17 protein-coding genes are annotated in these 19,420 nt (G+C 36.2%); 4 read left to right on the top strand and 13 right to left on the bottom strand.

The features are described 5' to 3' along the window. Positions 1–104: 104 nt before the first annotated feature. From purL to ACB104_RS09605, 11 genes are all read right to left on the bottom strand, one after another. Complete coding sequence (purL, locus tag ACB104_RS09655; RefSeq protein WP_370478264.1) at positions 105–3,767, bottom strand: phosphoribosylformylglycinamidine synthase; 3,663 nt, start codon at positions 3,765–3,767, stop codon at positions 105–107. A gap of 117 nt (positions 3,768–3,884) precedes the next feature. Further along, the gene (locus tag ACB104_RS09650) at positions 3,885–4,745 is read right to left on the bottom strand and encodes a fructosamine kinase family protein (protein ID WP_370478262.1); all 861 of its coding nucleotides are present in this window, start codon (positions 4,743–4,745) and stop codon (positions 3,885–3,887) included. 10 nt (positions 4,746–4,755) lie between these two features. Then, a complete protein-coding gene (locus ACB104_RS09645; RefSeq protein ID WP_370478260.1) occupies positions 4,756–5,295 on the bottom strand; it encodes a dihydrofolate reductase family protein in 540 nt (179 codons plus the stop codon). Positions 5,296–5,351: 56 nt separating this feature from the next. Continuing rightward, positions 5,352–6,569 carry an RsmB/NOP family class I SAM-dependent RNA methyltransferase gene (locus ACB104_RS09640; RefSeq protein WP_370478259.1) on the bottom strand — a complete coding sequence of 406 codons (1,218 nt, stop codon included), beginning with the start codon at positions 6,567–6,569 and terminating at the stop codon, positions 5,352–5,354. Between the two features lie 106 nt (positions 6,570–6,675). Further along, the gene (locus ACB104_RS09635; RefSeq protein ID WP_370478257.1) at positions 6,676–7,122 is read right to left on the bottom strand and encodes a sensor of ECF-type sigma factor; all 447 of its coding nucleotides are present in this window, start codon (positions 7,120–7,122) and stop codon (positions 6,676–6,678) included. 180 nt (positions 7,123–7,302) lie between these two features. After that, a complete protein-coding gene (locus tag ACB104_RS09630; RefSeq protein WP_370478255.1) occupies positions 7,303–7,800 on the bottom strand; it encodes a hypothetical protein in 498 nt (165 codons plus the stop codon). 33 nt (positions 7,801–7,833) lie between these two features. Next, positions 7,834–8,376, bottom strand: a complete 543-nt coding sequence (locus ACB104_RS09625) for an RNA polymerase sigma factor (RefSeq protein ID WP_370478254.1) — start codon at positions 8,374–8,376, stop codon at positions 7,834–7,836. A 290-nt stretch (positions 8,377–8,666) separates the two neighbouring features. Then, positions 8,667–10,502: an ABC transporter ATP-binding protein gene (locus tag ACB104_RS09620; protein ID WP_370478252.1), complete on the bottom strand. Its 1,836-nt coding sequence runs from the start codon at positions 10,500–10,502 to the stop codon at positions 8,667–8,669. Continuing rightward, positions 10,502–12,232 (bottom strand): phospho-sugar mutase, encoded by a 1,731-nt coding sequence (locus ACB104_RS09615; protein ID WP_370478251.1) that lies wholly within the window; start codon positions 12,230–12,232, stop codon positions 10,502–10,504. The genes ACB104_RS09620 and ACB104_RS09615 overlap by 1 nt, the downstream gene beginning before the upstream one ends. 96 nt (positions 12,233–12,328) lie before the next feature. Continuing rightward, on the bottom strand, positions 12,329–13,279 hold the full coding sequence (locus ACB104_RS09610) for a glycosyltransferase family 2 protein (protein WP_370478249.1): 951 nt from the start codon (positions 13,277–13,279) through the stop codon (positions 12,329–12,331). Between the two features lie 40 nt (positions 13,280–13,319). Beyond that, the gene (locus tag ACB104_RS09605) at positions 13,320–13,850 is read right to left on the bottom strand and encodes a DUF4199 domain-containing protein (protein ID WP_370478247.1); all 531 of its coding nucleotides are present in this window, start codon (positions 13,848–13,850) and stop codon (positions 13,320–13,322) included. A gap of 156 nt (positions 13,851–14,006) precedes the next feature. Here ACB104_RS09605 and ACB104_RS09600 point away from each other — a divergent pair, with 156 nt between their 5' ends. The 3 genes from ACB104_RS09600 to ACB104_RS09590 all read left to right on the top strand — a co-directional run bounded on the left by ACB104_RS09600 (position 14,007) and on the right by ACB104_RS09590 (position 15,940). Further along, positions 14,007–14,258 (top strand): type B 50S ribosomal protein L31, encoded by a 252-nt coding sequence (locus ACB104_RS09600; RefSeq protein WP_167918659.1) that lies wholly within the window; start codon positions 14,007–14,009, stop codon positions 14,256–14,258. A gap of 146 nt (positions 14,259–14,404) precedes the next feature. Then, on the top strand, positions 14,405–15,580 hold the full coding sequence (locus ACB104_RS09595) for a GlmU family protein (protein ID WP_370478246.1): 1,176 nt from the start codon (positions 14,405–14,407) through the stop codon (positions 15,578–15,580). Between the two features lie 27 nt (positions 15,581–15,607). Next, positions 15,608–15,940 carry a hypothetical protein gene (locus ACB104_RS09590; RefSeq protein ID WP_370478244.1) on the top strand — a complete coding sequence of 111 codons (333 nt, stop codon included), beginning with the start codon at positions 15,608–15,610 and terminating at the stop codon, positions 15,938–15,940. A 2-nt stretch (positions 15,941–15,942) separates the two neighbouring features. Here the strand turns inward: ACB104_RS09590 and ACB104_RS09585 are convergent, their stop codons facing one another. Beyond that, a complete protein-coding gene (locus tag ACB104_RS09585) occupies positions 15,943–17,571 on the bottom strand; it encodes an ABC transporter substrate-binding protein (protein WP_370478243.1) in 1,629 nt (542 codons plus the stop codon). A gap of 88 nt (positions 17,572–17,659) precedes the next feature. Between ACB104_RS09585 and mtaB the strand changes: the two genes are divergently transcribed. Next, complete coding sequence (gene mtaB, locus ACB104_RS09580) at positions 17,660–18,985, top strand: tRNA (N(6)-L-threonylcarbamoyladenosine(37)-C(2))-methylthiotransferase MtaB (RefSeq protein WP_370478241.1); 1,326 nt, start codon at positions 17,660–17,662, stop codon at positions 18,983–18,985. Positions 18,986–19,061: 76 nt separating this feature from the next. Here mtaB and ACB104_RS09575 read toward each other — a convergent pair whose 3' ends face one another. Next, positions 19,062–19,358 (bottom strand): GNAT family N-acetyltransferase, encoded by a 297-nt coding sequence (locus ACB104_RS09575; RefSeq protein WP_370478239.1) that lies wholly within the window; start codon positions 19,356–19,358, stop codon positions 19,062–19,064. Positions 19,359–19,420: the final 62 nt, after the last annotated feature.

Below are 19,420 nucleotides of genomic sequence, written 5' to 3'. Positions count from 1 at the left end.
AAATTATGAAATTTTATTTAAAGTACTTCCCATTACTATAAAATGTAAAAACCTCTTTCTATTTTAAGAAAGATGTTTTTGTTTTTTATTAGCCACTATAAAGTTTAGTGAGATTCTATCCACCTTCTGGCGTTCACAAAAGCTTCCAGCCATGGCGTAGCCTCGTCCTTTCTCCCCTCAGGATAATATGCCCAGTTCCATTGGAAGGTGGAGCGCTCAATATGTGGCATGGTTACCAAATGACGTCCCGTTTTATCAGACATCATAGCAGTGTTAAAATCAGACCCGTTTGGGTTATGCGGATAACCTTCATAACCATATTTGGCAACGATATGGTATTTGTCCTCAGCATAAGGCAAATTGAATTTACCTTCGCCATGCGAAATCCAAACACCTAAAGTGCTTCCAGCTAGTGTTGACAGCATCACCGAATTATTCTCCTGAATTTTCACAGAGGTAAATGAGCTTTCATGTTTATGGGAATCATTGTGGTGCATTTTTCCATGGATTTCGTGGTCTGGATTTATTTCTTCCAATTCCATAAACAATTGGCAACCATTACAAATTCCAACGGAAAGCGTGTCTTCTCTATTGAAGAAATCCTGAATGGCTTTGTTGGCTTTTTCGTTGTATTTAATTGCGCCTGCCCAACCTTTTGCAGAACCCAAAACATCAGAATTGCTGAAGCCTCCAACGGCACCCAAAAATTGGATGTCTTCTAGGGTTTCTCTGCCTGAAATTAAATCGGTCATGTGCACATCCTTTACATCAAAACCGGCAAGGTACATGGCGTTTGCCATTTCACGCTCAGAATTACTTCCTTTTTCACGTAAAATTGCTGCTTTAGGTTTTGGTTTGCTCGAGTCAATTACAGGAAGCTTTCCCGTGAAATGATTTGGGAATGTATATTTTAGCGGTTGGTTTTTATAATTGTCGAAACGGGCTTGTGCCAACTCGTTGGCCGTTTGTTTTTGGTCGAGTAGGAAGGAGGTTTTGTACCAAATATCACGCAACCTTGAAACCGTCATGATAAATACATCAGTGTGGTTAATCACACTTAACGTGTCGCTTTCGGTAACTTTTCCAATGTTGAAGAATTCAACGTTTGCCTTAGATAATACGTTTTCAATTGAAACGCCTTTTGATTGAATCACCAAACCTGCATTTTCAGCAAATAAAACTTTAAAGGAATCTTTCTCGTTTAACGTAGATAAATCCAATTCAGCACCAAGATTGTTGTCGGCAAAACATAGTTCCAAAAGCGTAGTAATCAAACCGCCAGAAGCTACATCATGTCCTGCAACAATTAGTCCGTCCCTAATTAAATTTTGAATGGTATTAAATACATTTTTGACGTAGGCAGCATCATTAACAATTGGTGTTTCTTTTCCAATTTTATTTAAAATTTGGGCAAACGAACTACCACCTAATTTAAAATTATCTTGAGATAGGTTGATATAGTAAATATTACCTCCATTTTTATTAAAAACGGGTTCAACAACTTTGGTAATGTTGTTGCAATGGGCTGCTGCCGAAATAATGACAGTACCTGGAGAAATCACATCCTCATTAGGATATTTTTGTTTCATGGAAAGAGAATCCTTTCCAGTAGGTACATTAATCCCTAAATCAATGGCAAACTCTGAAACGGCTTCAACAGCTTCGTATAAACGGGCATCTTCACCTTCATTTTTACAGGGCCACATCCAGTTTGCCGATAACGAAACCGATTTTAGACCATCTTTCAATGGAGCCCAAATAATGTTCGTCAATGCTTCTGTGATGGAATTTCTACTTCCCGCAACCGGATTAATCAACCCCGAGATGGGCGAGTGGCCAATAGAAGTGGCAATACCTTCTTTTCCTTTGTAATCCAATGCCATAACACCAACATTGTTAAGAGGCAATTGTAACGGCCCAGCACATTGTTGTTTAGCAACTTTACCACCAACGCAACGGTCTACTTTATTAACCAACCAATCTTTACAAGCCACTGCTTCAAGTTGCAATACTTGGTCTAGATAGCTGTAAAATTCATCAGGGTTATAGGCAATATCACTATAATTTCTTTTAATTGTTTTGTCGGTCATTACCGTTTTTGGGGAGCTTCCAAACATGTCTTCCATGGCTAAATCCATGGGTTTATGCCCATTGGTTTTAGACTCAAAAGTGAATCGGTCATCTCCCGTAACATCGCCAACAGTGTATATGGGCGAACGCTCACGGTCGGCAATTCTGTATAAAAAGTCAATGTGTTTTTTACCAATAACCAATCCCATACGTTCTTGCGATTCGTTACCAATAATTTCTTTATCCGATAAAGTTGGGTCTCCAACAGGAAGCGCATCCAAATCAATTTTACCACCAGTATCCTCAACCAATTCCGAAAGGCAGTTTAAGTGTCCACCAGCACCGTGGTCGTGGATGGAAACGATAAAATTTTCATCACTTTCAACCATACCACGAACAGCATTGGCAGCACGTTTTTGCATTTCAGGATTGGAACGCTGTACGGCATTCAATTCAATTCCTGAGGCAAACTCACCAGTATCGGCTGATGAAACCGCAGCACCACCCATACCAATGCGGTAGTTTTCACCACCAAGAATCACAATTTTATCACCTTTTTTAGGTGTGTCTTTTAAGGCTTGAGAAGTTTTTCCATAACCAATGCCACCTGCTTGCATAATGACCTTGTCGAAACCAAGTTTCCGTGCATCTTCTTCATGCTCAAAAGTCAATACTGAACCGCAGATAAGTGGCTGACCAAATTTGTTTCCGAAGTCTGATGCCCCATTTGAAGCTTTTATCAAAATATCCATTGGTGTTTGGTAGAGCCAATCACGTTCCTGAAAGGCTTTTTCCCAGGGGCGATTTTCTTCCAATCTTGAATAAGATGTCATATAAACTGCGGTTCCAGCTAGAGGAATAGAGCCTTTCCCACCAGCCAATCTATCACGGATTTCACCGCCTGAACCCGTTGCTGCACCATTAAAAGGCTCAACAGTAGTAGGGAAGTTGTGTGTTTCCGCTTTAAGCGAAATTACAGAGTCGAAATCTTGAATCGTATAAAAATCTGGGACATCTGCACGTTTTGGAGCAAATTGCTCCACTTGCGGGCCTTTTATAAAAGCCACATTATCTTTATATGCCGAAACAATATCATTCGGATTTGTTTCGGATGTTTTCTTAATGAGTTTAAAAAGAGAGGTTGGTTTTTCTTCTCCATCTATCACAAATGTACCATTGAAAATCTTGTGGCGGCAGTGTTCGCTGTTCACTTGCGAAAATCCAAACACTTCGGAGTCCGTTAATGGTCTGCCAATTTTTTTCGACACGCCTTCTAAATATTCAACTTCTTCATCACTCAAAGACAAACCTTCTTGCACATTGTAAGCAGCAATATCTTCAATATTCAAAATAGGCTCTGGCTTAATGTTTATGGTGAATGATTCCTGATTCAATCCATTAAATTTCTCTGAAATCATCGGGTCGAAATCCTTAAAATCTTCAGCAACTGCTTCAAATTCCTCAATACGAATAATATCTTGAATGCCCATGTTTTGGGTGATTTCTACCGCATTTGTACTCCAAGGTGTAATCATGGCCGCGCGTGGACCAACAAAAAAAGCACCCAATGAAGCTTGTTCTATTTTAGGCTGGTTGCCAAAAAGCCATGTTAGTTTAAAGATGGTTTCGGTTGATAATTCTTTTGTGGTTTGCACTGCAAAAACTTTGCTGGTTACGTTTCCAAAGAAATGAATCATTAGGTATGGATTTGTGTGTTAAAAGAAAGTGCAAATTTAGGTCTTTTTAATGGAATTTTATCTAAATATAAAATGGAAAAAGAAGAGTTATGCACTAGGTTTTGAACAGACGGTTTTTTAAAAGTATTTTCTGAAAATGTTTACTACTGAGCCATGGTAAGAGCGCCCAAATAAGTTCAAATGAACCAACAAGTAATACAATTGGTAAATTTCTATTCGTGCGGAGGTGTTTTCGTCTGGTTGAAAATAATCCTGGTAGGTCTCGTAAAACCTATTCCCAAAACCACCGAATAATTTGCTCATGGCAATATCTACTTCGTGATGACCATAATACACAGCTGGGTCGATTAAATATGGTGTGCCATCTTTTGAAATTAAATAGTTGCCGCTCCATAAATCGCCGTGCAATAAAGCAGGTTTTATATTTTGAAATAAGGGTTGAAGCTGAATTTGGATGTTTTGACCAGAGGGGCATTCGGCATTTGAAAGTAAGCCTTTTTGTTTGGCCAGTTCAATTTGGGGTAACAAACGTTCATAGGTGTAAAAGTCAACCCAAGTTTTATGCTGCCTATTGCTTTGTGATAAACTACCAATAAAATTATCTTGATTCAACCCGAAGTTTTCTGCAGAACATTGGTGCAATTTGGCAAGTTGACTGCCCAGATTTTCAAAATCTTTGAGAGAAGGCGATTTACTTTCAATGAATTCCATCAATAAAAAAACAGTGTTTTCCAGACTGTTATAGGCTAAAACTTTTGGTGTTTTTATGGTATTGGTGTTGCCAATTGTATTTAGCCCGTTAGCTTCAATTTGAAACATGTGCAACGCATTTGAAGATTTGTTTGTTTTAATGAAATATGAGTTTTTTCCCGTTTCAATTTTATAAGCGGTTGATATATCGCCACCATGAACTGGTGAAACTTTTGAGATGGTTTCGTTTAAGATGTGTGAAATGTGTGATTTTAAATTCTCAATCATTTAAATCGATTCAACGTTTCCGTTTATAGCAACTCTGAACAATCTCATTCAAAAAAAATTCGGTTTTTATATGGGTAAATTCCAAGGTCTTTGGGAGCACATCAAATAGCGGAACACCGTTGCCTAAAAGTATGGGCAGGGTGGAAATGCGGAGCTCATCGATTAAATCTTTTGCTAAAAATTTTTGTATCACTTTACCACCATCAATATATAAATTGTAAAACCCTTTGCTGTGGATGGTTTTTAATACTTCATTTTCATCACCTTTTAACAGGGTAACTTTATTCTTTAAGTCTTTAGGAATTTCTTTCAGCGAATGGCTTAAAACAAATACGTGCTTTTTGTAGGGCCATTGAATATCAAAACCTATGACGGTTTCAAAGGTGGTCTTTCCCATAACAATGGCATCAATCTCATCCATTAACGCTTGGTAGCCCATGTCGTTTTGTTCTGGGTTGGGAATCATATCCAACCAATCTAACTCGCCATTTTTTCCAGCGATAAAACCATCAAGACATTTACCAATAAATACGATCTTTTTGGTTTTCATAAAACCAAGATAAGCAAGACAGGATTCTAAAACTAGTTTAGAATGATATAAATTATTTAACCTTTTCGCTCTAACAACGCCATATAAAACCCATCATAACCAGAAGTATGGGCCAATATTCTTTTGTCTTTTATCAGCTTAAAGTTTGCTCCAGCTTCCGATTTTAAAAAGGCTTCAACTTGGTTTTGGTTTTCAGATGGCAATACCGAACAGGTGGCGTAAACCATTTTTCCTTCAGGCTTTACCATTTTTGAATATTGTTGCAAGACCTCTTGTTGGGTAACTCTAATACGATCTAAAAACTCAGGTTCCAGCTTCCATTTGGCATCTGGATTTCTGCGTAAAACACCTAAACCAGAACATGGGGCGTCAATTAAAACACGGTCGGCTTTATCGTATAGTTTTTTGATAGGTTTGGTGGAATCCAAGACTTTTAAATCAATGTTATGCACGCCGTTTCTACGGGCACGAACTTTCAATTTTTTGAGTTTACTTTCATAAATATCCATAGCGACAATTTGCCCCTTGTTTTCCATTAAAGAAGCTATGTGCAGAGTTTTGCCACCCGCACCGGCACATGTGTCGACCACTTTCATGCCTGGTTTTACATCAAGAAAATCGGCCACCAATTGTGATGACGCATCTTGAACCTCAAACAGTCCATTTTTAAAAGCATCAGTAACAAAAACGTTGGCACGCTCTTTTAGTTTTAGCGCAGAAGGATAGCCTTTTATGAATTCAGCTTCAATACTGTTTTCGTCAAATAGGATATTTTGTAGTTTTTCTTTGGAGGTCTTTAGCGTGTTAACACGTAAAATGACATCGGCCTGCTCGTTTTGCATGGCTATTTCTTTGTTCCATTGGTCTTCACCCAATTCTTCCAAACCAACATTATCAATCCAATCTGGGATGGATTCCCTAAATTTTCTAATTTTTGAAAGCTCATCAAAACGCCCTTTTATTTTACGGGTTGGTGTGTTTTCAAAATATTTCCAATCGGGTAATTTTATGCCTTTAAGTGTTGCCCAAACGGCAAACATGCGCCACAGGTTATCACGATCAAAAGGTTCTCTTACATCAGCAATTTCAGCATACAGGCGTTTCCAGCGCACAATTTCATAGGTGGTTTCGGCAACAAAAGCTCTATCGCGCGAACCCCAACGTTTATCCCTTTTTAATAGCTGCTGGATGACCTTATCGGCATACTGGTCTTCATTAAAAATTTGGGTCAATCCATCAATAACCGCAAAGCATAAATTTCTGTGTAATCGCATTGTGTTCAATTAAGGATGCAAAGGTACATTAAAAGCTTTAATGCCGATAACTATCAATCCAGGAAAGTTTTGGGCAAAATAAAGGGGCAAACAGCTCCCGTTGAAATTATGGTTTTGGGCGGTCGCGCCGCATTTTTTTCCATTGCTCAAATAGTTTCTTTTTAAAATCTTCTTCAGCAATTTTGAGCATTATTATTTTTTTAGGCGAAATAATTTTTTTCAACTTGTTGTTCAGTTTTGCTTCTTCTTCACATAATTGACTTTCGGCAGCAGCCATATCGCTTAAAAGCTGACTTGCTCTTTCATTTGAAAGTGTATTGATATTGTCTTTTATTTCACGGCGCATATTTTTAATATCCTCATGTCTTAGTTTGTGGGTGACATCGTCATAGGCATTGTAAATGGGCCAAAACTGTTGGGCTTCACTTTCTGTTAAGGACAATCTTTCAGTAATGAAGGCCGCTTTCTGTGCTTTAATTTGGTCTCTTTTGTCTTGGGCAAATGTGCTTAAAGACACTAAAAACATTAAAATGGGGAGAATAATTTTTTTCATGTGGTTGTTTTTATTGTTTTACAATGGTCACATGTAACATTCAAATAATTATTTTAGTGAGTGACAAAATTTTAGTTTTTGAATGTTTCATTTATTTAAATTTTTGCAATAGCTTATTTTAAGTCTTTTTTCATTTTGGTTAACAGAGGCAATTAATTGCCAAATGCCCATTATAGGCTTTTATTCAGTAATTAAATCTTCAACATCTAAATGGTTTAACAAGTAGGTTTCTACGTTTTCATCATCAAAATCAACATCTGTAAAATCTGATTCTGCCAACTCTTCCTCAGTCATCAAGGATGCCAGTTCATAGGAATCCACAATATTTTCATCCAATAAATAATTTTCAACAGTTTCGGTGTCTAAAGATGACCATGGATCCCTTTCAAATATTGATAAATTGAAAAGCAACAATACGGCGGCGGCAACTCCAGATACATAGATGAGGTTTTTTTTGTTGAATAACGAAATTACCTTTGTTGCTTTTTTTACTGAAGTTTTCTCAATAATACGGTCTTCTAAAGTATCAAAATACCCACTTGGTGTTTTGAAACCAGAGTGGCTGACTTTTTCGGACAGTTTTATTTGAGCCATAACAACGTCTTCAAGGTTGTTAAAGTAGTCGTTAGGTACTTTAAAACCAGTTTCTTTGATGTTATTTATTTTGTTTTTCTTCATCTTGATAATAAGACTGTTATTCTTGGTAAAGGTTTAATCTTTAGTTAAGTAGTCTTCAATTTTTTTTACCGCTAGATGATAAGATGCTTTCAAGGCGCCTTCGCTGGTCTCCAAAATTTCGGACATATCTTTATATTTTAAATCCTGAAAATATTTCATATTGAAAACCAATTGCTGTTTTTCGGGCAATGATGCAATGGCTTTTTGCAATTTCAATTGAATATCATTGCCCTCAAAATACACATCTGATGTCAAATTCTTTATGGCTAATTGCTGTACTTCCTCGGTAGTGGTTTGTAAACGTTTGGCATTTTTATTGATAAAAGTTATGGATTCGTTGGTTGCAATGCGATACATCCAGGAAAACAATTTGCTGTCTCCTTTAAAGTTATGAATATTTTTAAAGATTTTTATAAATGTATTTTGAAGCACATCATCGGCATCGTCGTGCGATTTAACAATGTTTCGAATCTGCCAATACAACCGTTCTTTGTAGAGCGTTATCATCACTCTAAAGGCTTTTTCTTTATGTTGTTCGGATTGTAATTGTTCAACCAGCTGTGCTTCGTCCGTCACAAAAATTGTTTAGTTTTTAGACTACTAAATATACTAAAAGTTTAAGGCCTATTTTCAGTTTTTTTTTAAAAAATTAAAATATTGAAAATCAGATATTTAAAAAATATTATATCGATAAAGTGTAATTAAAATACGATTAAATGCATTTTTTCTTGTGAGATAGGCTTTTATGCTTTATGTTTGTACTAGAAACCTATTTATGTTGTTAGATGGCCCCAAATCTAGCATAACAAAAAAGGATAGATGCCCCCAAACTCTATCCTTTTTTCTTTTTATATAGTTTCTTGATTTTATTCCAAACTTTGCATTTCTACAAGTTTTTTGTAAACACCTTTTTTAGCAATGAGTTCGTTGTGTTTGCCTTGCTCGACTATTTCACCTTTGCTAAGTACAACAATATCATCGGCATTTTGAATAGTAGAAAGCCTGTGCGCAATAACGATGGATGTTCTATTTTTCATCATATTTTCCAGAGCCACTTGAACCAAACGCTCACTTTCGGTATCAAGAGCCGATGTAGCTTCATCTAAAACCATAATAGGAGGGCTTTTAAGTACGGCTCTAGCAATGCTTAGGCGTTGCTTTTGGCCGCCGGAAAGCTTGTTTCCGGAATCTCCAATATTGGTTTCTATACCTTCGGGTAAATCTTTTACAAATTCCCAAGCATTGGCAACTTTTAAGGCTTCAATGATTTCTTCAACTGATGCATTGTTGTTGCCCAATTTCAAATTGTTTTTTATCGTGTCGTTAAAAAGGATCGCATCTTGGGTTACAATGCCCAATTGTTTGCGCAAAGAGCTTGTGGTAATGTCTTCAATATTTTTGCCATCTAAAAGAATTTCTCCATTGTTTACATGGTAAAAACGTGTAATGAGATTGGCTATGGTGGATTTTCCGCTGCCCGATTGCCCCACTAATGCCACTGTTTTCCCTTTAGGAATGGTTAATGAAAAGTTTTTTAGAACATACTCATCCTGGTATTTAAATGAAATGTTTTTGAATTCAATTTTTGTATCGAATCCTGTTATGTCAATGGCATTTGGCTTGTCTTTTAAGTTGTTTGGCGAATCAATAATTTCTTGAATGCGCTCTGCTGCAGCACCACCTTTTTTTATGTTATAAAGTCCTCTGGAAATAGCTTTGGCCGGGGTTAGAATGTTATAGGAAAGCCCCATGTAAACCAAAAATGTGCTGCCGTCTAAAATTGAATTTGCACCACTGTTTAATACCAAATTTCCACCGTACCACAGAATGACCGAAATCATGCAAATACCCAAAAACTCACTGGCCGGTGAGGCCAAATTTTGTCGGTTCAATAATTTATTTGAGAAATGGTAAAATCTGTCGGTGGACTCTTGAAATGTTTCATTGAATTTTTCTTCCGCATTAAACCCTTTAATAATTCTTAAGCCAGTAAGTGTTTCTTCTAAAGTAGATAAAAATACACCCTGTTCCTTTTGAACACGGTCCGATTTTCGTTTTAAACTTTTTCCTATTTTTGAAATCAGGAAGCCCATTACGGGGATAAAAATAAAAACGAAAAGTGTTAATTGCGGACTAATAATGAGCATAGCAACAATAGTGAAGATTATAGTCAATGGTTCCCGTACCATAAACTCAAGTACTGATAAGAAGGAATATTGCAAATCTTGTACATCTCCAGTTACCCGTGCCAAAATATCCCCTTTACGTTGTTCTGAAAAGAAGGATAACGGTAATTCCATTGTTTTTTTATAAACAGCGTTTCTTAGGTCTCGAATAACCCCGTTACGTAAAAAAACCAAAAAATAGTTGGCCAAATAGCCCGAAATGTTTTTTAAGAGGAACATTACAACAATCAAGGCGACAACAAAAATTAGGGCTTTTGATTTGTCTCCACCGGTAAACAAATTCATTTGAAATAAAAGGTAGTCTTCCGCAAAATGTCCGATATCCATTAACCCGGAATATACTGGCTCTGTCTCTGGAGGAGTTTTTGTGTTATCAAAAATAACATCAAGCATGGGCTTTAATGCTATGAATGATAGTGTGCCAAATAAAGCAAAAAACACATTAGAAATAATGTGTCCTATTGCATATTTTTTATAAGGTTTGGCGTACCTTAAAATGTTAAAAAAATGATTCATTAAATTAATTTCATGTCCTTTAAAATAGCTTCGGCTTTTGCGTCAAGCTCAGCTTCCTTCTTTTTAAAATTAGCCACACTATCTAATTTTGTATTGACACTTACGTAGAATTTTATTTTTGGCTCGGTTCCGCTCGGCCTTAAGGCTACTTGGCTGCCATCTTCTGTATAATAAATCAACACGTTTGATTTTGGAATATCAATGGTACTCTGCTCGTTTGTGACCATATTTTTTCGAATGGATAAATCATAATCCTCAAACTTAACCACTTTTGTGCCATTAATTACTTTAAGTGTATTGTTGCGGGCATCGGTCATCATTTGTTTGATTTCCTCTGCGCCTTCAATGCCTTTTTTAGTAAGCGATACTAATTTTTCTTTGTAAAGGCCATGCTCAACATAAAGTTTTAAAAGTTCCTCGTAAAATGAGCTTCCTTTAGATTTTGTTATGGCTGCAATTTCGCAAGCCAATAAGGTTGAGGTAACAGCATCTTTATCGCGAACAAAGTCACCGACCAAATAGCCAAAACTTTCTTCACCCCCTCCAATAAAGCTAAGGTCTTTAAAATCATGTATTAATTTGGCAATCCATTTAAAACCTGTCAATACAATTTTGTTGCCCACACCGTAGGCATCGGCCAATTTATTTAGCATAGGTGTAGAAACGATAGTGGTTGCAATAAACTCTTTTCCTTTTATTTTTCCATCTGCCTTCCATTGTTTTAGAAGAAAATCTGTCATCATGATCATGGTTTGGTTACCGTTGAGCAATTGCAATTCGTTTTCAGAATTGCGCACAGCAACACCCAATCTATCACAGTCAGGGTCTGTTCCAATAACAATATCAGCACCAACTTTTTCAGCCAGTTCCAAGGCCATTTTTAAAGCGGCAGGTTCTTCGGGATTAGGTGATTTTACTGTAGGGAAACCACCATCTGGAACTTCCTGTTCTTTTACAATATGCACGTTTTTATAGCCAGCCTGTTTCAATGTTTCCGGAACTGCTGTAATAGATGTGCCATGCAACGAAGTGAACACAATTTTTAAATCGTCCTTTGCTGCTTGGGTTGCTCCAACAGAACCGTTTTTAACGGATGCTTTTATGAAGGCCTGATCAACATCTTTTCCTATATAATGGATTAATGAATCATTTGCTTCAAATTTAATATCGGCATAATCCAATTCATTTATCATATCAATTACGGCATTATCGTGAGGAGGCACCAATTGACCGCCATCCTGCCAATACACTTTATAGCCATTATATTCCGGTGGGTTGTGCGAAGCCGTTAAAACAATACCGCAGTGGCAATTTAAATGTTTTACCGCGAAAGACAACTCAGGTGTGGGCCTTAAATCTTCAAATAAATAAACCTCAATACCGTTTGCTGAAAACACATCGGCAACCACTTTAGCCAAGGTTTTGCTGTTGTGACGGCAATCATAAGCAATAACGGCTTTTGGCGTTTCTCCTAAGAATTGTTTGTGTAGATAATTACTTAAACCTTGTGTGCTTTTACCAAGTGTATATTTGTTAATTCGGTTTGTGCCAACTCCCATAATGCCACGCATACCACCTGTGCCAAACTCTAAATCTTTATAAAAACTTTCCTGAATATCTTTCGGGCTATTCGCAATACTGTTTTTAATTGTTGATTGCGTTTCATCATCAAATGCGGGAGTTAACCATGCATTTATTCTTTCTAAAATCTTTGGCTCAATGTGTATCATAATATCTTGAAGAGTTTGGTTCAAAATTAAACAATTGGTATTGATTAATTTGTAATTAGTTGATCTTTTAAAGGTAATTAAAACAGGTGGAAATTTTTAACTGAAATTCAATTTTTCTTTAATTAAGTAGCGACTTTTGTCTTGTTTATTACGCAAAACTAGTTCGCCTAAAAAACCGGCCACAAAAAATTGTGTACCAATAATCATGGTAACAAGGGCAATGTAAAATTGAGGACGTTGGGTAATTAATCTGCCTGACGGATTCAAAAATAGTTTGTCAACTCCTAGATAAGCCGAAAAAGCAAGCCCTATTAGAAACATTATAACACCCAAAGCACCAAAAAGATGCATGGGGCGTTTTCCAAAATGAGATAGAAACCAAATGGTAATCAAGTCTAAAAAACCATGAATAAAGCGGTTCATGCCAAATTTGGTCACTCCATATTTTCGGGCTTGGTGCTGCACCACTTTTTCACCAATTTTTGTGAATCCGGCATTTTTTGATAGCACAGGAATGTAACGGTGCATTTCTCCATTTACATCAATATTTTTTACCACATCAATTTTATAGGCTTTTAGTCCACAGTTGAAGTCATTCAATTTTATGCCTGATGTTTTTCTGGCAGCCCAATTAAACAATTTTGAAGGCAGATTTTTAGAAATAACAGAATCATATCGTTTCTTTTTCCAGCCTGAAACCAAGTCAAAACCTTTGTTAACTACCATTTTGTAAAGTTCAGGGATTTCATCGGGACTATCCTGTAAATCAGCATCCATGGTGACTATTACATCACCTTGCGCTTTTTCAAAACCAGCATGAAGTGCTTGCGATTTGCCATAGTTTTTCAAAAACCTAATCCCCTTAACATTGTTGTTTTGTAATGATAATTTTGAAACTATTTGCCAAGAATCATCGGTGCTGCCATCGTCAATAAAAATGATTTCGTACGAAAATTGATTGGATTGCATCACTTTTGCAATCCAATCATGTAATTCGACTAAAGAGTCCTGTTCGTTAAGTAGTGGTATAACTACAGATATGTCCATTCAGTTAAATTCAATATTTGTTGCTTCAAAAATACTGAATTTATTCGGCGTCTGGGTTACTTTTTTTCAAGGCTGCTGCAACTATTAATCCTATAATACTGAAAAACACAAGATACCCAGCCAAACCTTTTGAAATATTGCCCAAGGAATATTGGTCCTGCGTTTCCATTTTTTTAACGGCTTCATCAATGGCCTCACTTGGTGCATTAAAACCTTCCATCATTTGAACCGTTTGTTCTATGGTTTTTTCCTTTAAAACTTCCGCAGCCTCGGTATCAACGACATTGAACAATAAAAAAGAAACAAAAGTGCTAATTAACAACCCGATAAGAACCGTAATAAAATACGAAGTGAATGACTCCTTAAAACTTGTAAAACCATCTTGCGCTTGTTTTGTTTTCGCCACAGATATTATGCCCATTACAATAATGATTAATAAAATAAAAATGCCTAGCCACATGTTGGTTAGCAATTCTATGTTTATGGCATATGTAAGAACCGTAATTAGGGCAAGTAAAACACCCAAATACAATCCGTAATTTGCAGCAATAGATTTTAATGATTTTTCCATGATTTCTCTGAAATTTTGTTAGTTAGCTGTTAGTATCCAAAGATAGCAAAACGTTACATTTGCACTTAAAATAAAAAATAATAAAAAGTGTTGTGCATTTGTAAAAAATACTTAAATTTGCACTTCCAAAATTGAAAGTACAAAAAGCATAAAGCGATGAGAAAAGGTATACATCCAGAAAATTATAGAGTAGTGGCGTTTAAAGACATGTCTAACGACGATGTTTTTTTAACAAAATCTACCGCAGATACTAATGAAACTATTGAGGTTGATGGTGTGGAGTATCCATTAGTTAAGATGGAGATTTCAAGAACATCTCATCCATACTACACTGGTAAATCTAAATTGGTAGATACTGCTGGTCGTATTGATAAATTCAAAAACAAATACGCTAAATTTAAAAAATAAGTTTAGTCCGTTCATAATTTTAAAGCCTTTCAGTATTGAAAGGCTTTTTTGTTTTATGCAATTAAACTATTTTTGAAAATGGTAATTAAGGTTGAAGATAGAAGTGAACAAACTTCAAACTTCAAACTTCAAACTTCAAACTTTTTATGAACTACATTCTTTTTGATGGTCCGTCACGCAATAATCTGTTGCCCTTTACTTTTACCAGGCCCGTTGCCGATATTCGAGTTGGTATTTTAACCATTAGGGAAAAATGGGAGTCTTTTTTAGATACCACAACCACCACAATAACCGAAGATTATTTGTCTGATAAATACCCAATGGTGGAAATGGACGAAAATGTGATGATAAATGCATCTTATCTGCCCAATTTTGAATTGGTTGAAATGGTTCGCGATTTAAAGGAAAACCAAGCTATTTTTAAAGACGAAGATGTAATTGCTTTCTTTGCCAAGGAAGCCCAAGAAGATATAAATTTTGATGCCTTTGAAGCCATTGAGTTTGCGGAGGATATTTTCAAGATTGAGCACACCTGGGATATTTTTTCAAAAAATGGTGAGGCCATTCAGGAAGATTTTAATTTAATTACTAAAGGAAGAAAATCAAAGCCCATTCCGTCAAGTAATAATGTTATTGCTGCCGAAAATATTTTTATAGAAGAAGGCGCGAAATTGGAATTCACAACGCTTAATGCCAGCAATGGGCCAATCTATATTGGTAGGAATTCTGAAATCATGGAAGGTTCTATTATTCGCGGACCTCTTGCCTTGTGTGAAGGTGCGGGCATTAAACTTGGAGCAAAAATATATGGGCCAACCACTATCGGACCTCATAGCAAGGTTGGTGGTGAGGTCAACAATTCGGTTATTTTTGGGTATTCAAATAAAGGGCACGATGGCTTTTTAGGAAATTCCGTCTTGGGTGAATGGTGCAATTTGGGGGCAGATACTAACAACTCCAATTTAAAAAACAATTATGCCGAAGTTCGTTTGTGGGACTACCAAACTGAAAGTTTTGCCAGAACTGGTTTGCAATTCTGCGGGCTTATGATGGGCGACCACAGTAAATGCGGTATTAATACCATGTTCAACACCGGTACCGTGGTAGGCGTAAGTGCCAATATATTTGGCAGTGGTTTTCCAAGAAATTTTGTGGCAAGTTTCAGTTGGGGAGGCAGTTCTGGTTTTACAACATTTCAAACAAAAAAAGCATTTGAAGTAGCTGAAGTAGTTATGTCCAGAAGAAATGTTGCTTTTTCAGAACAAGACAAGGGCATTTTAGAGCATGTCTTTGAAATAACTAAAAAATACAGGAGAGAATAAATTACTTTAATAAAAAATAAAAAACTTATGCTTGGAATTTTACTCATTTATTTCATTGGCAAACGTTTTTACGATTTATCTGAGGGGTACAATCAAAACAAATGGCTTTATGCCATTTTAAGTGTGGTTATCTATTATGCTTCTGGCATGATTATGCTCATATTGGTTGCCATTTTGGATTTATTTTTCTTTAGTTGGGGATTTGATTGGGAATCTAGTTTTGGCATCAATTTATTGGCACTACCAATTGGGCTGTTGACTGTCTGGGGTTTTTATACATTGCTTGAAAACCGATGGAAAAAATCTGTTGTAGTTGTTAAGGATGAAATTAACGATATAGGTAAAAAACTTGAGGAATAAGACTAGTTTGTTTTTTCTTTTTTAACATATCTTAAATCCAATAAATTAATGGGGTTTATGCCCAAGCCTGTTACATTTTTTTGTGTAAACCTTATCACCTCGTCATAATAAAGCGGAACCATAATGGCTTTGTCCATGGCCAAAGAATCCATGGTTTTGTACAAATGCTTACGTTTTTCAATGCCTGTAATGGTAAAGGCTTTATTGTATAAACTATCAAACCTATCGCTTTTGTAATGAAAATAGTTAGAGCCCTTCGGAGCAAAATTTTTACTGTAAAAAATGGATAAATAATTTTCAGCATCCAAATAATCGGCAATCCATGAACTTCTAAACATATCTACTTTTCCGTTAGAGCGACCCGACCTTAAGGTTGCTTCGGGCATTACATCTACATTAATGGTCAGTCCAGCTTTTTCAAGTTCCCTTTGTATAAATTCACAAAAACTTAAATAGTTACTCGTAGTAACCAAAGTAATTTCAGGTTTTGTTATGCCGCTCTCTTTCTTGAATTTTTCAACCAATTGTTTTGCTTTTTCTGGCTGATAGCTAAAACCGATGGACTCATCATATCCTGGAAGCCCAATTGGAATAAAACCTCCGTTGGCAGGGTTGCCAATCCCATTTCTTAGATAGACCATCATTTTTTTTCGGTCAAATCCATAATTTATGGCTTTCCTGATTAATTCCGATTGTATTTCGGGTTTGTCCGAATCTAAATAAAACCCTAAATATTCCGTATTCAAATAAGGGCCTCGAATCATATTTATGGTCTTGGTGTATTTGTTTCTTAGCTGCCCATCTGCCGTTAATAATTCGTCTTTATATGAGGTGTCTAAACTGTTCAGGAAATCTAAATTACCTTGAACAAATTGTAGAAATTCACTTTGTTTATCGGGTAAAAAAGTGAGTGCAACAGCTTCCAGATAGGGGAGTTGAGTGCCGTTTTCATCGATTTCAAAATAATTTTCATTTTTCCTGAACACTAGTTTGATGTTTTCTTCCCAGCGTTTAAATTTAAAGGGACCAGTGCCTATGGGGTGCGCCCTAAAATCAGAACCATAATGCTCTACAATTTCCTTTGGTACAACCGAGCAATATTTCATGGTTAAAAGCCCTATAAATGCAGGAAAGGGTTGTGTTAAATTGATTTCGAAAATAGTGTCGTTTACAGCTTTAAAATCGTCCACTTTATTCAGAACCCAGCTACCAGGTGCAGCAATTTTTGGATTCTTCAGCCTATTTAAACTATATTCAAAATCTGAAGCATTTACAGTTCTTGTAGAATCCTTACCGAATAGTTCATGCTTATGAAAATCTACATCATTACGTAAGTTAAAGGTATAGGTTAAACCGTTTTCTGAGACCGACCAGTTTTTTGCAATACAAGGCAGGATGTTGAGTTCATCATCCAATTGCACTAGGCCATTGAATAATTGGTTGCAAACGGAATTGTCTTGTAAGGTTCTTGAAAAAGCAGGGTCTAGCGTGTTTATGTTAGCATATTCGTTATAACGAAAAACCAGATGGTCTTTATTGGCGTTTGGGTCATTTGTGCAAGAGAGAACTAGAAAGGCAATACAACCAATTGACAAATAGCTTGTTATTTGAGCCAGAATAGGTTTTATCATATGATTTATTAGTTGTAAATTTGCAATCTTTTAGCTGTAAAGATAAATTTTAAAAGATCCTGAAGCAAGCGCAGGATGACAAAAGATAATGGATAAGAAGGTCGCATTTTACACTTTGGGTTGCAAACTGAATTTTTCAGAAACCTCTACTATTGCCAGAAGTTTTAAGGATGAAGGTTTTGATAGGGTTGACTTTGCTGAAAAAGCGGATATTTATGTGATAAACACGTGTTCGGTTACCGAGAATGCCGATAAACGTTTTAAGACCATTGTGAAGCAAGCGCAAAAATCTAATCCTGAAGCGTTTATTGCAGCGGTTGGTTGCTATGCGCAATTGAAACCCAATGAATTGGCCGATATAAATGGTGTAGATTTGGTTCTTGGGGCCACCGAAAAATTTAAGATTACAGATTACCTCAATGACCTTTCAAAAAATGATTATGGCGAGGTGCATTCATGTGAAATTGAAGAAGCCGATTTTTACATAGGTAGTTATTCAATAGGCGATAGAACCCGTGCTTTTTTGAAGGTTCAAGATGGATGCGATTATAAATGTACATATTGTACCATTCCTTTGGCAAGAGGTATTTCACGTAGCGATACTATGGAAAATGTACTTAATAACGCTAGGGAAATTTCAGAAAAGAACATCAAGGAAATTGTATTGACCGGGGTTAATATTGGTGATTACGGAAAAGGCGAATTCGGCAACAAAAAGCACGAGCACACATTTTTGGATTTGGTAAGAGAGTTGGATAAAGTTGGGGGCATCGAACGTCTAAGAATTTCATCAATTGAGCCAAATTTGCTAAAAAATGATACTATAGATTTGGTTTCAAAGTCAAGGGCATTTGTACCGCATTTTCATATTCCGTTGCAATCTGGTAGTAATGAAATCCTGAAGAAAATGAAGCGCCGCTACATGCGTGAATTGTATGTAGATCGAGTTTCAAAAATAAAAGAGGTAATGCCAAATGCCTGTATAGGTGTTGATGTTATTGTTGGTTTTCCCGGTGAAACTAACGAGCATTTTCTCGAGACTTATAATTTTTTAAATGAATTGGATATTTCATACTTGCACGTATTTACATATTCTGAGCGCGATAATACCGAAGCCGCTGAAATGGACGGTGTTGTGCAAAAAAATGTCAGGAACAAGCGCAGTAAAATGTTACGCGGCCTATCAGTTAAAAAGCGTCGTGCCTTTTACGAAAGCCAATTGGGAACTACAAGAACGGTGTTGTTCGAGAATGAGAATAAAGAAGGTTACATACATGGTTTTACCGAGAACTATGTAAAAGTAAAAGCACCATGGAATCCAGAATTAGTGAACACCCTTCACGAGGTTGAGCTTACTGAAATTGATGCAGATGGATTGGTTCGGTTTGGTTTTGTGAATGCTATGGTGGAATAGACTTGAGTCAGCATATAGAATAAAAAAATCCGAAACAGATTAATGTTTCGGATTTTTTTATTCTTAAATCAAACATTTAAATTCTAACACCAACAGGAAGCATACGCTTATACTTTCTGTTGCTTCTCACAAATTTTGCAATTTCAGGACTGGTAGGAACTACACTTAGGTTGCGTCCTTCAATTTGGTTAAAAACAAGAGCTAAAAAATCTTTTTTAAAGGTCTCGTTTTTAAGGTCTTCGGGAATAATCAGTTTGGTTAAAAAAATCTTTCGCTCTTGCAATGAGTATTCAATTTTTGCTAAATGACCGTCAATTTTAATTTCATATTGACGCAAGAATTCATTGTCAATTAATTCTGCTGTTTCAACCATGATAACTTATTTTAATTTTTAGGAATGTAGAAAGTGAATACTATTTGTATAACTTTGTACAA

Source organism: Tamlana flava, from assembly GCF_041287255.1.
GTDB classification, from domain to species: Bacteria; Bacteroidota; Bacteroidia; order Flavobacteriales; family Flavobacteriaceae; genus Tamlana; species Tamlana flava.
The sequence above is the reverse complement of the archived record's forward strand: the minus strand, read 5'-3'. Positions and strand labels throughout refer to the sequence as shown.